At 43.8% G+C, this 14,804-nt stretch carries 13 protein-coding genes; 2 read left to right on the top strand and 11 right to left on the bottom strand.

The genetic code is table 11. The annotated features are described in order from the left end of the window. Positions 1-65 precede the first annotated feature (65 nt). The 5 genes from fkpB to murJ form a co-directional block, all read right to left on the bottom strand. Complete coding sequence (fkpB, locus tag L3V36_RS11565) at positions 66-497, bottom strand: FKBP-type peptidyl-prolyl cis-trans isomerase (protein ID WP_017088633.1); 432 nt, start codon at positions 495-497, stop codon at positions 66-68. 194 nt (positions 498-691) lie between these two features. Then, positions 692-1,192 carry a signal peptidase II gene (gene lspA / locus L3V36_RS11560; protein ID WP_004735054.1) on the bottom strand — a complete coding sequence of 167 codons (501 nt, stop codon included), beginning with the start codon at positions 1,190-1,192 and terminating at the stop codon, positions 692-694. A gap of 160 nt (positions 1,193-1,352) precedes the next feature. Further along, positions 1,353-4,211: an isoleucine--tRNA ligase gene (gene ileS, locus L3V36_RS11555; protein ID WP_004735055.1), complete on the bottom strand. Its 2,859-nt coding sequence runs from the start codon at positions 4,209-4,211 to the stop codon at positions 1,353-1,355. Between the two features lie 63 nt (positions 4,212-4,274). Continuing rightward, positions 4,275-5,210, bottom strand: coding sequence for a bifunctional riboflavin kinase/FAD synthetase (gene ribF / locus L3V36_RS11550; protein WP_017077722.1), 936 nt, complete (start codon positions 5,208-5,210; stop codon positions 4,275-4,277). 70 nt (positions 5,211-5,280) lie between these two features. Further along, positions 5,281-6,843, bottom strand: coding sequence for a murein biosynthesis integral membrane protein MurJ (gene murJ, locus L3V36_RS11545; protein WP_050546228.1), 1,563 nt, complete (start codon positions 6,841-6,843; stop codon positions 5,281-5,283). A gap of 251 nt (positions 6,844-7,094) precedes the next feature. On the opposite strand from murJ, the gene rpsT reads away from it, so the two are divergent. Next, complete coding sequence (gene rpsT, locus L3V36_RS11540; RefSeq protein WP_012603273.1) at positions 7,095-7,355, top strand: 30S ribosomal protein S20; 261 nt, start codon at positions 7,095-7,097, stop codon at positions 7,353-7,355. A gap of 366 nt (positions 7,356-7,721) precedes the next feature. Here rpsT and L3V36_RS11535 read toward each other — a convergent pair whose 3' ends face one another. Next, positions 7,722-8,015, bottom strand: coding sequence for a metalloregulator ArsR/SmtB family transcription factor (locus tag L3V36_RS11535; protein WP_004735028.1), 294 nt, complete (start codon positions 8,013-8,015; stop codon positions 7,722-7,724). Between the two features lie 99 nt (positions 8,016-8,114). Further along, positions 8,115-9,005 (bottom strand): transcriptional activator NhaR, encoded by an 891-nt coding sequence (nhaR, locus tag L3V36_RS11530; RefSeq protein ID WP_004735027.1) that lies wholly within the window; start codon positions 9,003-9,005, stop codon positions 8,115-8,117. A gap of 389 nt (positions 9,006-9,394) precedes the next feature. On the opposite strand from nhaR, the gene L3V36_RS11525 reads away from it, so the two are divergent. Beyond that, on the top strand, positions 9,395-10,540 hold the full coding sequence (locus tag L3V36_RS11525; RefSeq protein ID WP_004735026.1) for a Na/Pi symporter: 1,146 nt from the start codon (positions 9,395-9,397) through the stop codon (positions 10,538-10,540). 321 nt (positions 10,541-10,861) lie between these two features. Here the strand turns inward: L3V36_RS11525 and L3V36_RS11520 are convergent, their stop codons facing one another. The 4 genes from L3V36_RS11520 to lgt form a co-directional block, all read right to left on the bottom strand. Beyond that, entirely contained in the window at positions 10,862-11,338 is a 477-nt protein-coding gene (locus tag L3V36_RS11520) for a hypothetical protein (RefSeq protein WP_102447136.1), read from the bottom strand. A 217-nt stretch (positions 11,339-11,555) separates the two neighbouring features. Then, entirely contained in the window at positions 11,556-12,950 is a 1,395-nt protein-coding gene (locus L3V36_RS11515) for a winged helix-turn-helix domain-containing protein (RefSeq protein WP_102447135.1), read from the bottom strand. Positions 12,951-13,098: 148 nt separating this feature from the next. Then, positions 13,099-13,950: a thymidylate synthase gene (locus tag L3V36_RS11510; RefSeq protein WP_009848438.1), complete on the bottom strand. Its 852-nt coding sequence runs from the start codon at positions 13,948-13,950 to the stop codon at positions 13,099-13,101. Between the two features lie 9 nt (positions 13,951-13,959). Continuing rightward, on the bottom strand, positions 13,960-14,781 hold the full coding sequence (gene lgt, locus L3V36_RS11505) for a prolipoprotein diacylglyceryl transferase (protein ID WP_004735021.1): 822 nt from the start codon (positions 14,779-14,781) through the stop codon (positions 13,960-13,962). Positions 14,782-14,804: the final 23 nt, after the last annotated feature.

The following is a 14,804-nucleotide window of genomic DNA, read 5'->3' as shown; positions in this document are numbered from 1 at the left end:
AGTGAAGCGCCTAGACAGTGAAGCTCTGGGTTGTGCCACACCTGTAAGGCGATGTTATTCTATCGTTATTCCACCGCTAAGATGTTAACGTCAAACGTAACGTCTTGGCCTGCTAATGGATGATTAAAATCAACCGTCACTGAATCGCCCGCGATCTCAGTGATAATACCTGGAATTTCCATACCATCAGGACCAGAGAAAGCCATAATAGTGCCAACTTCGACTTCAGAGTCGCCAACAAACTTAGCACGATCCATATGATGAATGTGATCTGGATTTGGCATACCAAACGCGTCTTGCGCCTTCAATTCGATAGACTTTTCAGTCCCCGTTTCAAGACCAATCAGGCACTGTTCAAAGTTCTCACTTAGGCTGCCATCACCCATAACGAACTTCGCAGGCTTACCCATATTTTCGGTGCTATCGGCAACTGAACCATCCTTCATTTTAATCGTAAAATGTAGAGTTACTGCTGAATCATTTTTAATTGCTGCCACGTTACTTTCCTTAGATTTCTTTATTATTTGAGGATGCGCTGTGCTTTGCTTCCTTGTTGACTGAAGCATAAAAAAAAGCGCCGCCGGAATCAACCGACAGCGCTTAGGGCTATTCCATTCTGTGAGTCATAGACTGACTTTAGGGCAATCTAATTCAAAGCGATTTAGTTAATACTCATTAATACCTGAGTCGCCTATTTGCTTTCATCTTTCTTGCGGAAGCCATCTAGGATGATCATCGCAGCACCGATACAGATCCCCATATCAGCCAAGTTGAATGCAGGCCAATGGTAAGTACCCCAGTAGAAGTCTAGGTAATCAACCACAAAACCATGTACAACACGGTCGAACACGTTACCTACCGCGCCACCAATGATGATCGCATAAGCAATGTTATTCCACTTTTCTGCTGCAGGTAGTTTGCTCATCCAGTATGTCAGCATACCCGTTACCGCAAATGCGATACCCGTAAACAACCAACGCTGCCAGCCGCTCTGATCGCTCAGAAAGCTAAATGCCGCACCATAGTTATGAACATACAAAAAGTTAAAGAATGGCAACACCTCAATACGGTTTGCCCAGCCATAACCCATGTTGTCCATGACAAAGAGTTTGATGCCGATATCAGCAAGGAAGACCAACAGAGCCAGCCATAACCAACGCACACCAGATTGTTTTAACGAAACTTCACTCATTTCTATTCCTAGTATTTACGAAGCCAGTACCCATTTAATCATCCTGTTTAAGGGATGATGAGCACTCAACTCGGTTAAACACATTTCCTATAATTAAAAATAACCCCAGTTGATACTGGGGCTATGATTTTTACAAAAAGTTCAGTCTTTCTCTGAGTCGTTATGCGTATTTACGCACTTCGCCTTCACCGTCGATGTTCGACACACAACGACCACAAATTTTCTCGTGACCTTCGATTGTGCCTACATCTGGAGTGTGGTGCCAGCAACGGTCACACTTCTCAGCTTCAGTTGCTGCAACTTCAACGTATAAACCTGCAACGTCTGTCGCTTGAGCTGTATCAGACTTGTCGCTAAGCGGCTTAACAACAGCAGCAGAGGTGATAAGTACGAAACGTAGCTCATCTTCTAGCTTGTTGATTTTAGCAGCCAGTGCGTCGTCAGCGTATAGAGTCACTTCAGCCTGCAATGCACCACCGATCGTTTTCTCTTTACGAGCATCTTCAAGAAGCTTGTTCACTGCGCCACGAACTGACTGGATTTCAGTCCAGAATTCGTTGCTTAGTTCTTCGTCGTCAGCAAGACCAAATAGGCCTTCGAACCACTCGCCAGTGAATACAAACGTGTCGCGCTCGCCAGGCATCTCGTTCCAGATTTCATCTGCAGTGAACGACATGATAGGCGCCATCCAACGAACTAGAGCTTCTACGATGTAGTAAAGCGCCGTTTGACAGCTACGTTGAGCATGGCTGCCCTGTTTCGCTGTGTACTGACGGTCTTTAATTACGTCTAGGTAGAAAGAACCCATTTCAATAGAACAGAACTGCATTAGACGTTGAGTCACACCGTGAGTGTTGTACTCACCGTATGCTTTAACAATCTCTTCTTGTGCAGCTTGAGCACGGCCAACAGCCCAGCGATCAAGTGCGACCATTTCTTCAGCAGGCACTAGGTCAGTTTCAGGGTTGAAACCGTTCAAGTTCGCTAGGAAGAAACGAGCCGTGTTACGAATACGACGGTATGCATCAGCAGAACGCTTAAGGATCTCGTCGGAAACCGCAACTTCGTTAGTGTAATCCGTAGAAGCAACCCATAGACGTAGGATATCTGCGCCTAGCTTGTTGGTTACATCTTTAGGAGCAACAACGTTACCGATAGATTTAGACATCTTACGGCCGTTACCATCAACCACGAAACCGTGCGTTAGCACTTGCTTGTATGGTGCTTCGTCTTTCATCGCGATAGATGAAATCAAAGATGACTGGAACCAGCCACGGTGTTGGTCAGAACCTTCAAGGTAAAGATCAGCACTGTGCGTTCTTTCTTCATTCGGGAAGTTGTACTCTTCACGAGAATCCACAACAGAGAAGTGCGTTACACCTGAGTCGAACCATACGTCTAACGTATCAAGTACTTTCTCGTACTTGTCAGCGTCTTCAGCACCCATCAGTTCAGCAGCATCTACATCCCACCAAGCTTGAATGCCTTTTTCTTCCACAAGCTTCGCTACTTTTTCAATAAGAGCTGGGCTATCTGGGTGAAGTTCTGATGTTTCTTTATGAACGAACAGAGCAATTGGCACACCCCAAGTACGTTGACGAGAGATACACCACTCAGGGCGACCTTCGATCATACCTTCGATACGGCTTTGACCCCATTCTGGCATCCATTCAACACTCTTCGTTGACTCTAGTGCTTTTGCACGTAGGCCAGCTTGATCCATAGAGATGAACCACTGCGGTGTTGCACGGAAGATGATTGGAGTTTTATGTCTCCAACAGTGTGGGTAGCTGTGCTCGTAAGCGTGGTGATGCAATAGTGCACCTTTCTCTTTTAGAACTTCTAAAACAGAATCGTTCGCTTTGAATACATGCTGACCAGCAAATAGCTCAGTATCTGGCAGGTAAACGCCGTTTGAGCCTACTGGGTTAGCGATTTCTAGGTCGTACTTCTTACCAACCACGAAATCCTCTTGACCATGACCAGGCGCAGTGTGAACCACACCAGTACCTGAATCCGTTGTAACGTGGTCGCCAAGAACAGCAGGAACAGTAAAGTCGTAGAACGGGTGGTTGAACTGAGAAAGCTCAAGATCAGCACCAGTCGCAAAACCAAGGTTATGAAAGTGCTCGATACCTGTACGATCCATTACGTCTTTTGCTAGTTCAGAAGCAACAACGATACGTTGAGCTGGCTGTTCGCCATTCGCTTCAACTTGGATAAGTACGTATTCAAGATCATCACGTAGACATACTGCGCGGTTAGCAGGCAGAGTCCACGGTGTTGTCGTCCAGATAACGATAGAGATTTCGCCCTGACCCGCGTGACCTTCCGCTAGAGTAAATTTCTCTAGAAGCGCCGCTTCGTCAGCTGCTGTAAATTTCACATCGATAGATGGAGAAACTTTATCTTTATATTCAACTTCAGCTTCAGCCAAAGCAGAACCACAGTCAGTACACCAGTGAACGGGTTTGAAACCTTTAAGAAGGTGACCTTTGTCTGCGATTTTGCCTAGAGAACGAATGATGTTCGCTTCAGTGCCGAAATCCATAGTGCGGTAAGGTTTATCCCACTCGCCCATGATACCAAGACGTTTGAAGCTCTCTTTCTGACCTTCAACTTGGCCCGCAGCGTACTTACGACACTCTTCGCGGAATTCAGCAGCCGAAATCTTCTGACCAGGCTTACCTTTCTTCTTCTCAACCATTAACTCGATTGGAAGACCGTGACAGTCCCAACCTGGGATGTACGGTGCATCAAAACCAGAAAGGGTCTTAGATTTGATAATAATGTCTTTAAGAATCTTATTCAGCGCGTGGCCAATGTGAATGTCGCCGTTCGCGTATGGAGGGCCATCATGCAGCACGAAAGATTTTTTACCTTTCTTTGCCTTACGGATTTCGCCGTAAAGATCTTCTTTGTACCAACGCTTCAGCATTTCTGGTTCACGATTTGCCAGATTGCCGCGCATTGGGAACCCTGTTTCTGGTAAGTTCAGGGTATCTTTATAATCACTCATCGATTCTTAATTCCGTTATATTGGGCGAAGTTAGACATTATGTTAATCGGTGGAATCATCCGACTAATTCTTTAGCTGAAGCAGCCACACCCTTGCGGCTTCAGCATCCAATTCTATTTGATTCTTTAGTGCGTCGAACGATTCAAATTTTATCTCGTCGCGCAGTTTGTGCAAAAGTCGTACTTCTAACTGTTTACCATATAAATTGGCTTTAAAGTCAAAAAAGTGCACTTCTAATTGCTGCCTTACACCATTAACCGTTGGTCGTTGTCCAATATTAGCAACGCCACCGACAGGAACACCGTCGATATCCAATGCTTCAACAACATACACTCCCGATACAGGAGAAACACAACGCTTTAATGGAATGTTAGCGGTAGGGAAACCGATAGTTCTCCCTAGTTTTCGACCATGAGACACACGACCACTAATACTGTAGTCACGGCCTAACATGGTAGCACTTGCAGCCAAATCATCGACCGCTAGTGCATTCCGTATCTCAGTGCTGCTTACCCGTAATTGATTTAAGCAATAGCTTTGGGTGCTTACCACCTCAAAACCATATTTTTCGCCCGCTTCTTTAAGCATCGCGAAATTACCTGTTCGACCTTTGCCAAAGCAAAAATCGTCACCAACCACCAAGAATTTCACACCAAGCTTATCAACCAAAAGATCCTTAATGAATGCTTCTGCGGATAAGCTTGCAAAATACTGATTGAAATTCACACACAACAACCGACTGATATCTAGCTTACTCAGTTGCACATATTTATCTCGTAAGCGAGTTAAACGTGCTGGCGCTTTACCTCGGGCAAACAGCTCCATAGGCTGTGGTTCAAACGTCATGACAACAGAAGGGAGCCCTAATGCTGCAGCTTGTTTAGAAACCTGACTCAGAACCTCTTGATGTCCTAAATGAACACCATCGAAGTTACCTATGGTTAATACACAGCCATGATGCTGCGCTTTAATATTGTGTATACCTCGGATCAGTTCCATTATGATCAGCTAAAACCTGTTATTTGCATCATTTATTGTGTGAAACCGACGGATTATATACTAATCAGTATTAATCTGTCGCTGCTTTTAAATGTTTTACTCGGATACCTAAAATCAGTACCGAAACAATATAAACAAAGCCACCAAGTCCAATCAAGCCTGTTAATGTTAGTGCTCTCTGGCTAAAGCTCCATTCAAGCCAATGTTGCATATTATCCAACTGCCATAAAATCGCCGCAACCATCACTACGCCTGAGATAATCAATTTGGCACTGAACAACAAGGTTGTCTTAGATAATTGATACACACCTGCAAGATGCAATCCACGATACAACAAGGCCATATTCACAAAGGCAGACAATGCCGTCGCTATCGCCAAACCAACATAACCATAGAAATACGCAAAAATCGCGTTGAACACCATGTTGGTGACCATGGCGATAATGCCGTACTTCACAGGAGTTTTAGTATCTTGGCGAGAGTAATAGCCCGGAGCTAACACTTTAATCAGCATGAAGTTAAGCAAACCCGATGCGTAAGCAACCAATGACATTGATGCCTGCTGTACATCATGTGGCGAAAACTCACCACGCATGAAGAGCACCATCAGCATCGGCTTAGCTAAAACTATCAAGCCTAACATCGCAGGAATACCAAGCAGCAACACCATACGCACACCCCAGTCCATGGTGTGCGCAAACCCTTCACCTTGAGCTTCAACATGTTTACGAGACAAAGCAGGAAGAATGACAGTCGCAATCGCAATACCGAATAGACCTAGTGGGAATTCAAGCAGTCGGTCTGAATAATACAACCAACTGATCGAACCGGTCGCTAGGAAGCTAGCAATAAAGGTATCAAACAATAAGTTAATTTGGCTGACAGATACACCGAACAGAGCTGGGATCATTAGCGTACGGATCTTTACAACGCCCGGATCTCTCCAGCCCCACTTCGGCTTAACCAGAACACCCGCTTTTATCAAGAAAGGCATTTGGAAAAGAAACTGGACTAAACCACCAAGAAACACACCGATTGCCAAGCCAATTTCAGGCTGTTCTAAATTAGGAGCAAGAAACCAAGCACAAGCAATGATCATTACGTTCAAGAAAACAGGTGTAAATGACGAAACCGCAAATTTACCCATGGTATTGAGGATTGCACCAGATAAGGCAACAAAGGTAATAAACCATAAATAAGGAAAGGTAATCTTGAGCATAAAGCTCGCCAGCTCAAATTTAGGGGCTGCTGGGCCGTCATTCAACCAGTCGATAAACCAACCTGCACCAAACATCGCAGTGATCACACCCGAGCCCAAAACTCCGATAACGGTCACTATAGACACTAAAACCCCGAGCGTACCCGACACTTTAGCAATTAAATCTCGTGTCTTATCTTTATCACCTGCGGCGTGATATTCTGTTAATACAGGAACAAACGCTTGAGAGAACGCACCTTCTGCAAAAAGTCGACGTAAGAAATTAGGAATTTTATTAGCGAAGAAAAATACGTCGGCACTCGCTCCTGCTCCCATCAAATTTGCTACTACTACATCACGTACTAGCCCCAACACACGGGAAACAAAAGTCATTGCACTGACAATCAGGCCTGACTTTAATAGTCGTTTACTCACAGAAACCTCTGACACTGGTTGATTACTTTCAAGCAAGGATAAATACTATCCTGTCCTTAGAAGCATAATTATTAGCATTGGTCTAAAAATGCTGTTAGAATCCCCGCCATCTTAACCGCGATGACCTTTCCATACCAAAATTTGTTTTGGCTGAGATTGGTTTTTGCACAAATCATTTGACAATTAAGCGCCTATGAGGGATAGTCCTCGCCCTTAAATTGTCACCGAACTAAGTTTTTGGGAGTTAGACCTTGGCAAACAGTAAATCTGCTAAGAAGCGCGCTATCCAAGCTGAGAAACGTCGCCAGCACAATGCTAGCCGTCGTTCTATGATGCGCACTTACATGAAAAAAACTATTGCAGCTATTGAAGCTGGCAATAAAGAAGCTGCAACTGCTGCTCTTGTAGAAGTTACACCTCTTCTAGACCGCATGGCGACTAAAGGCCTTATTCATAAGAATAAAGCTGCACGTCATAAGTCTCGTTTCGCTGCTGCAATCAAAGCTCTTTAATAGAAATTTGATTACAACGCAAAACGAAAAAAACCGGCCTCGGCCGGTTTTTTTATATCTAAATTTTGAGTAACACAGCGATTTTTCTTGCTGAACATTACTTAGCTTACTTAAAAGCACGTGGTTTGCCGGCAGATACTTGCTTACTAAAAGGCATTTGGCTAACTGACACGCATTTGCTTACTAAAAGGCATATCGCTGACCGATAGACAACTAAGCATATAAAAAATAGACAACGAGAAAATAAACAGACAAGAAAATAGATAGGTTGGTAAATAGATAGGCACTAACATTCGACATGAAATACTGACACTTCCTTGTGTCATTCTATCACTGATAAGAAATCCCCCTCCCACCAGCAATAAGCTACTTGCAGTAAATACCATGCAGTAGGTTAATCATCGCTTTTACTTCTTCACTGCTCAATGTGTAATACACAGTTTGAGCTTCTTTGCGAGTTTCGACCAAACCATCTCTTCTCAACCAAGCAAGATGTTGAGATAAAGCAGACTGACTCAGTTCCAACTTGCCACACAACTCCCCAACTGACAGCTCAGTACCATGTAATAGGCACAAAATCTGTAAGCGACGCTCGTTGGCCATGGCTTTGAGTAGAATCACAGCTTGCGCTGAGTTCTTCTCCATCTCTTTTAAGTTCATAGTTTGGCTCCCTACAACCTTTACACCAACTACGGCTATTAGTATTTCCGGCATATGGTGGCGTTATGATAATCGATATCAATTCATTAACAAACCGCCTCACTCGAACAATTTGCTAAAATCTGCGTCACATACATTTTTTACTGCTGGATGTTGGATCATCCTCTCAGCAAATATGACGTAGTACTCCTCTTTTAATTCTTCAATACCAACCAATAATTGCAGTGATGAATCCTCTTCAACTTCAGACATATAAAGCGTAGGCGCTAAGAAGATAGCGTCATCGTGATAACGAGCAAAGGCCTTCATCAATGCCGCGTCATCAAACTCACCCAAAATATCGGGTTTAAGTCCTTGTCTATCAAACCATTGCAGCACTTTACGCCCCATCGAGGTTCGACTTCCTGGGATCAAAAGCTTTCTTTGCTCTAATACAGCCGGGAAGCTAACACCTTCAACCTTACCCGAACTGAAAAAACTCATTCCACTCTCACCCAACTTCTTACTAAACAGGCCAGGACTTTGACTCGAATCCACCGGACAGTCAGACAAGATCATATCGAGCTTATGTTGAGACAGTTGCTCAAGTAGCATTTCATGGGTCGATTCAAAGCAGCGTAAATGAATACTGTTATCTGGGGGAATAGTCGACATCAGTATCTTGCTGACAAGCCTTTTAGACAGCGCATCTGCAACACCAACATCAAACAGAATATTGGAGTGCTGGCTGTAATTCACGATATCCAGCATCTCGTAGCTCAGGCCAAACATACGGTCGGAATATTTAAAGACTAGCTGTCCAAGCTCTGTAGGCTCAACACTGCGACCATTGCGCTTGGTCAACTTGCCATCCATACGCTCTTCTAACGCTTTTATCTGACCTGTTACCGTTTGTGGTGTTAGGAATAGGGCTTCTGCTGCTTTAGTAACAGAGCCTTGCTTGCAAACCATCCAGAAGTAATAAAGGTGGTTATAGTTGAGGTGCGACATAGATGTGCCGTAGTAAAAGAGTAGATACCCTTTTATATCAAATATGACACCTTCGCTCAACAAACTCGGAAAAACCTAACCAAACTAGTTATTACCACTTATTTTTTCGAAGTGTCTGATTTCATAATGTAATATTTCAGCAATTATTTTCAATTTTTCTCTAACTTTTAAGATCTATATCACCTATCAAAAATACGAATAAAATCCCATAAAAACAACAAGTTAAACCATCACCATTTCAAGACCAAATATTTAAAGGGCAAATCATCACAAAAAAGTCTCACCTAAACCAAAATGTAATATTACTGAAATATTTGTTCTCTAACATCACGCTCAGATTAAACAAACAGACCAAACACAGACTTAAACGGTCCAATGGAGAAAACATTATGAACCAAGCTACTACTGCAGCAGCGCCTATCTCGAGCACAACTCGTTGGCTACGCTGGGCTAACTTGGCATTCATGCTTTACCTACTATTACTTTCAGTTTCAATGGTTGGTACAGGCTTCAAATGGGCAACAGGCGAGCAAGCAAAGGTTCTTTTCGAATTTGCTTCACACCCAGTTGCAGGCTTAATGATTGGTTTAGTGGCAACAGCACTTATTCAATCATCAAGTACAGTTACTTCAATTATCGTTGGCCTTGTGGCAGGTGGTTTACCTGTTGAGCTAGCAATCCCTATGATCATGGGTGCGAACATTGGTACGACAGTAACCAATACGCTAGTTAGTCTTGGTCATGTTCGTTGTAAAGATGAGTTCAAACGTGCATTCGCAAGTGCGACGATTCACGACTTCTTTAACCTATTAGCCGTTGCTATCTTCCTACCACTAGAGATGGCGTTTGGTATTCTAGAGAAGATTTCTCACTGGTTGGTATCACCGATGCTAGCAACAGGTGATATGAGCATGGGTGGTCTTAACTTCATCAAGCCAATCACTAAACCAGTAGTCAGTGCGATTAAAGAGCCACTATCGACGTTTGGCGACACTGTTGGCGGTATCATGCTTATCGTTCTAGGTATCGCGACTATCTTCGTAGCTATCACGGTAATGGGTAAGCTAATGAAGAGCCTGATGGTGGGTCGTGCTCGTGAGATTCTAAAGAATGCAATTGGTCGTGGTCCTATCCACGGTATCGCTTCTGGCTCTATCGTTACTATCCTTGTTCAGTCATCTTCTACGACAACAAGCTTGATGGTTCCACTAGTAGGTTCAGGTGTCCTTAAAGTACGTGACGTTTACCCATTCACTCTGGGTGCAAACATCGGTACGTGTATTACCGCTCTATTAGCAGCAACAGCAGTATCTGGTGAGTTCGCAGTATTCGCACTTCAGATTGCTCTAGTACACTTGGTGTTCAACATCATGGCAACGGTATTCATCTTTGGTATTCCGTTCCTACGTGAACTACCAGTAAAAGCCGCTGATATTATTTCTGACATGGCTGTGAAGAATAAATCTGTAGTGGCTGGTTACCTTATTGCGGTATTCCTTGTACTGCCTGGTACCGTGTTAGCACTGACGGCTTAATCGCTAAATAATTAGATGCTTAACCGCTAACAAGACACATCGCTTATAACAAAGCCCGCAACCTCCTAGGTTGCGGGCTTTTTCTTTTCTGAAAGGCAGATGTGGGAAACAAAAAAAAGATACGGGATGCGAGTGAACGAGTAACGAAGAGCTAAAAGAAGATACGAGATTCGAGTAGAGAGTGACGAAAAGCGACTTCCTCTCATTATCTGCGTTTGGTACTCAGTACCTCACTGACTCAAATCTAAACACGCTCTTCGTATCTCGCATCTCGTTTACTCGTATCTAGCTACCCTTCGTATCCCGCATCTAAAAAAACACTTACTTACCTTGCTCATTACGCAGATACATAATGGCAACCATGCCAAAGCCGATAAGTTGCCATAGATACTGCCCATCGCTTGCGCCTGTGATGGTTTGAGTGAAAGCCATACAAGCAGTCACAAATAAAGAAGCAAAGGCTGCATAGAGTAACCACGGACGCTCCTTGCCAGACATGAACTCACCTGCAAATACCGAACGGATAACCAGTAAAAACGGCACACATTGCAAAGCAATCAGAATAGGGAACATAAAATCGAATGTTGGACTCAGTAGAGCATGACCGATTTGGCTCTTATCCCAAGTTCCTACAATATAGCCTTTCCAGCCAGCCCAAGTATCACCTGAATAAGCGGTATCTGGCGTAATAAAGCCAAGCACAACGCCCATCACTTTATCGACAAAGCCATTTTTGAACCAAAAGACGAATAAGAAGATCTGAATTGGAATGATCTGAAAAGCAAACTTCTTCAACATGTGTGTACCCCAAATAATTAATGATTTGGTTACCAGTATGTGGAAGTCGATGTTTTTACGCTTGATGCAAGGCAATCGAGCCTAAGTCCAAACAATAATCAAACATGTTGAGAAGCCTGTTGGCACAAGAAAACCTTGCGGAAGAGCCGTTACTATTAGCGGTAGCTCAACGTCTTCACTTCAAAGAGAATTATGTGGTTTAGGAAAGGTTTGTTTTTTATAAAGATTCAATAAGATCAAACAGTTGGCCATTATACTCTTTTTTCACTTCGGTATAACGCTGATAGTTGTATTGCGAACCTTCAGGGTTATCCGACAGCTTGTCAGCCACACTAAGTAGATAAAAACTGATTGGGCTAGGTGTACTTTCGGCAGCATAAAAAAGGTAAGGGAAAGCTTGATTGGCATGTTGGTTGATTAACAATGCAAGACCCAACGTAAGGTTGGCAATATCACAACGTGGGTTCATCTCAAAGGCTTGCTTTGCCAGTTGCAGTGCATGTTCGCGATCTTCTTGCTCATGACTTTGCAAATAAGCCAAAGATTCCGAATACGACAATAAGGCATTGACCAAATAATTGTCTCTTCCTTGCTGTTGAATCGTATCCAACTGAAGTGCGATCTCTGTAAATGGCTGTCCACCTTTGCCTTGGTAGAAAAGCGATATCCCCTCTGAAATAACCTTCCAGTCATCGTAGTTATCAATAGAGGTCACTCGATGACTTGCCACACCGTATTCTGAGCTCATTGGGGCAATAATGGCTTTAATCTCAAGAATCACATCCCCAATGGCATCAAAGAAGTTATCTTGGCTAAAGCTCTTTTCCACTTTCTGACTTTGATTGGGCTGGCGGTTGTTTTGTATCAACACGCTCAGTACATAATCATTGCCCTTTTGCTTGAGCCAACCTTTGAGTTCGACACCATTATTGGCAAGTGATTGCTTGCCCTGTTTCGATAGCTGAGAGAAGTGGTAACCCGATAAATTTCTTGCTGAGTTCAGCCCGTAGAATAGGTAGTTGTACACGCTTTCCGACATCTCATAATCGTCTGCAGAATCGAGTGTTATGTCATGGATATAAACGGGAATCACATCACTTTGAGGCGCAGAAATAACAGCTGTGTCATTGGTTGAGACATCAATTTGCCACGCCCAAGTTGCTATTAAGCCAACAGAGAATACTGCGGTTGTAATCAGGGCGATGGTTTTCTTTTTCGAATTAGCAACAAAAGGTTTAGGCTCAGATTCAGGTAGAGAGGCGTCATCAACGGAAGTTGGTTCGACACTCTGCTGAGTCACCTCAACATCGAACAGGTAACCTTGCTTAGGAATGGTCTGAATGATGCGATACGGGCGTGACTTATCCTGAAGCTGACTGCGCAGTAAGCTGATGACCTGTCTAACCAAGTTGTCAGACACTTTTTGCCACACATCCGCCGCTATCTGCTGCGTACTAACCACTTGCCCGCGCTTGTCTATGAAATAGCTGAGCAGCCTTGCTTGCAGTGGCTCTAAATGAATCTCTTCACTATCAATCACCAACTGGTTTTTATCAGGGTAGAAAGAAATAGGAAAGTCGTGTTGCAATACAAAGCAATGCGAGCGAGTCATAGTAGTTCTGTGGTTAGAAAAGACCACTCAAGATTATTGGTTTTACGAATAGTAAGCAAGCCAAGCATCAGAAATAAAAAAGGCTGCGCAGAGGCAGCCTTTCGATCAATCAGTCAATCAGTCAATCAGTCAATCAAAGCAGATTAGATTAAACCGAGAATGGGTACTTAATCGCTTCGTGGCATTCGTAGCCTTCAACCCAGAAGTCATCCATCGTCACCCACGTTTCCAAATCTTCTAGAGACTTAATCTCAGGATTGATATGGAATGTTGGCCCCGCTAAAGGCTCACGCTTCAACTGGATATCACGCATAGGTGCGAGTTGATCTTCGTAGATATGAGCATTAACCAGCTTGTGGTAAGCCACACCCGCTTTTTTGCCAGTGATTTGCGCCATGATTGCTAGGAACACATACACTTGAACCATGTTGAAGTTCAGGCCTAATGGAACATCACAAGAGCGCTGAGTACTGTTTAGGTACAAAGTGTCACCAAGTAGAGAGAAGTGGTGGCTGTACATACACGGACGCAAACAACCCATGTGGAACTCACCTGGGTTATAGAAGTTTAAGATCTCGCCGCGGTCATCAATACCGTTTGTTAGATCATCAACAATCTTCTTCAGTTGGTCGATATGACCGCCGTCAGGTTTTGCCCATGCACGTCCTTGAACGCCATAAACACGGCCCATGTCGTCTTCACCCTTGCGGTAAGGGTTATTTAGCCATGCTTCATTCAGGTTAGAATTCGCATCCCAAGTTTTAGTCCCTAGCTTACGAAAATCTTCAGCATTGTCGTAACCACGTATATAGCCAAGCAGCTCGGCAACTGCGGCTTTCCAAAAACTTTTACGTGTTGTTACCAGTGGGAATTGGTTATTACCTACATCATATTCAAGGTCAGCATTGATTACGGTTAGGCAGCGCTTGCCTGTGCGTTCATTTTCAATCCAAGTACCGTCATTAACGATACGCTGACAGAGATCTAAATACTGTTTCACACCAATTCCTTACTTCGTTTGTTGTGGTAATTCATCTTTGTAGTGACCACGCTTGTATGCCCAAACCATCATCAGCACACCGATGATAACCATTGGCAGTGACAAAATTTGTCCCATAGAGATAAATCCACCGAACAAACCTAGCTGAGCATCAGGTTCACGTACGTATTCAACTAGGAAGCGGAATGTACCATATCCTGCTAGGAATAACCCTGATACAGAACCAAGAGGACGAGGCTTTTTGATGAACCAGTTCAAGATGAAGAACAGTACAATACCTTCAAGCGCCATTTCATAAAGCTGAGATGGGTGACGAGGGAGTGGACCACCGTTAGGGAATACAATCGCCCATGGCACATCAGTCACACGACCCCAAAGCTCACTGTTCATGAAGTTGCCCATACGGCCCATACCTAAACCAAATGGAACCAATGGTGCAATCATGTCTGCGACACCAAAAAAAGTTCGACCGTTCTTTTTGGCATACCAAAGCATCGCGGTGATCACACCAAGCAAACCACCGTGGAAAGACATACCGCCAGTCCATACCTTAAATAGGTAGAGTGGATCATCAATGAAAAGGCCAAAGTTGTAGAAAAGTACGTAGCCAATACGACCACCAAGCACCACACCTAGAAAGCCAGCAAACAGTAGGTCTGATACTTGCTCTCGAGTCCAACCACTACCGGGTTGATCAGCTCGGCGATTTGCTAACCAAAGAGCAAACATAAAACCGACAAGGTACATTAAGCCGTACCAACGAACTGAGATTGGTCCTAGTTCAATAAGAACAGGATCGATATTTGGGAATTCGATAAAACCCTGAGACATACTTGGCTCTCTATCTAAAATTG

This window comes from Vibrio sp. G-C-1 (assembly GCF_021728015.1).
GTDB classification, from domain to species: Bacteria; Pseudomonadota; Gammaproteobacteria; order Enterobacterales; family Vibrionaceae; genus Vibrio; species Vibrio splendidus.
Note: the sequence above shows the minus strand (reverse complement) of the source record. Positions and strands in the feature narration are given on the sequence as shown.

Bases quoted from the DNA above. Each gene is read 5' to 3' on its own strand.
- lspA (WP_004735054.1), bottom strand. From the start codon at position 1,192: ATGAGTGAAGTTTCGTTAAAACAATCTGGTGTGCGTTGGTTATGGCTG.
- ribF (WP_017077722.1), bottom strand. From the start codon at position 5,210: ATGGAACTGATCCGAGGTATACACAATATTAAAGCGCAGCATCATGGC.
- ileS (WP_004735055.1), bottom strand. From the start codon at position 4,211: ATGAGTGATTATAAAGATACCCTGAACTTACCAGAAACAGGGTTCCCA.
- L3V36_RS11520 (WP_102447136.1), bottom strand. From the start codon at position 11,338: ATGTTGAAGAAGTTTGCTTTTCAGATCATTCCAATTCAGATCTTCTTA.
- nhaR (WP_004735027.1), bottom strand. From the start codon at position 9,005: ATGTCGCACCTCAACTATAACCACCTTTATTACTTCTGGATGGTTTGC.
- lgt (WP_004735021.1), bottom strand. From the start codon at position 14,781: ATGTCTCAGGGTTTTATCGAATTCCCAAATATCGATCCTGTTCTTATT.
- L3V36_RS11525 (WP_004735026.1), top strand. From the start codon at position 9,395: ATGAACCAAGCTACTACTGCAGCAGCGCCTATCTCGAGCACAACTCGT.
- L3V36_RS11535 (WP_004735028.1), bottom strand. From the start codon at position 8,015: ATGAACTTAAAAGAGATGGAGAAGAACTCAGCGCAAGCTGTGATTCTA.
- L3V36_RS11515 (WP_102447135.1), bottom strand. From the start codon at position 12,950: ATGACTCGCTCGCATTGCTTTGTATTGCAACACGACTTTCCTATTTCT.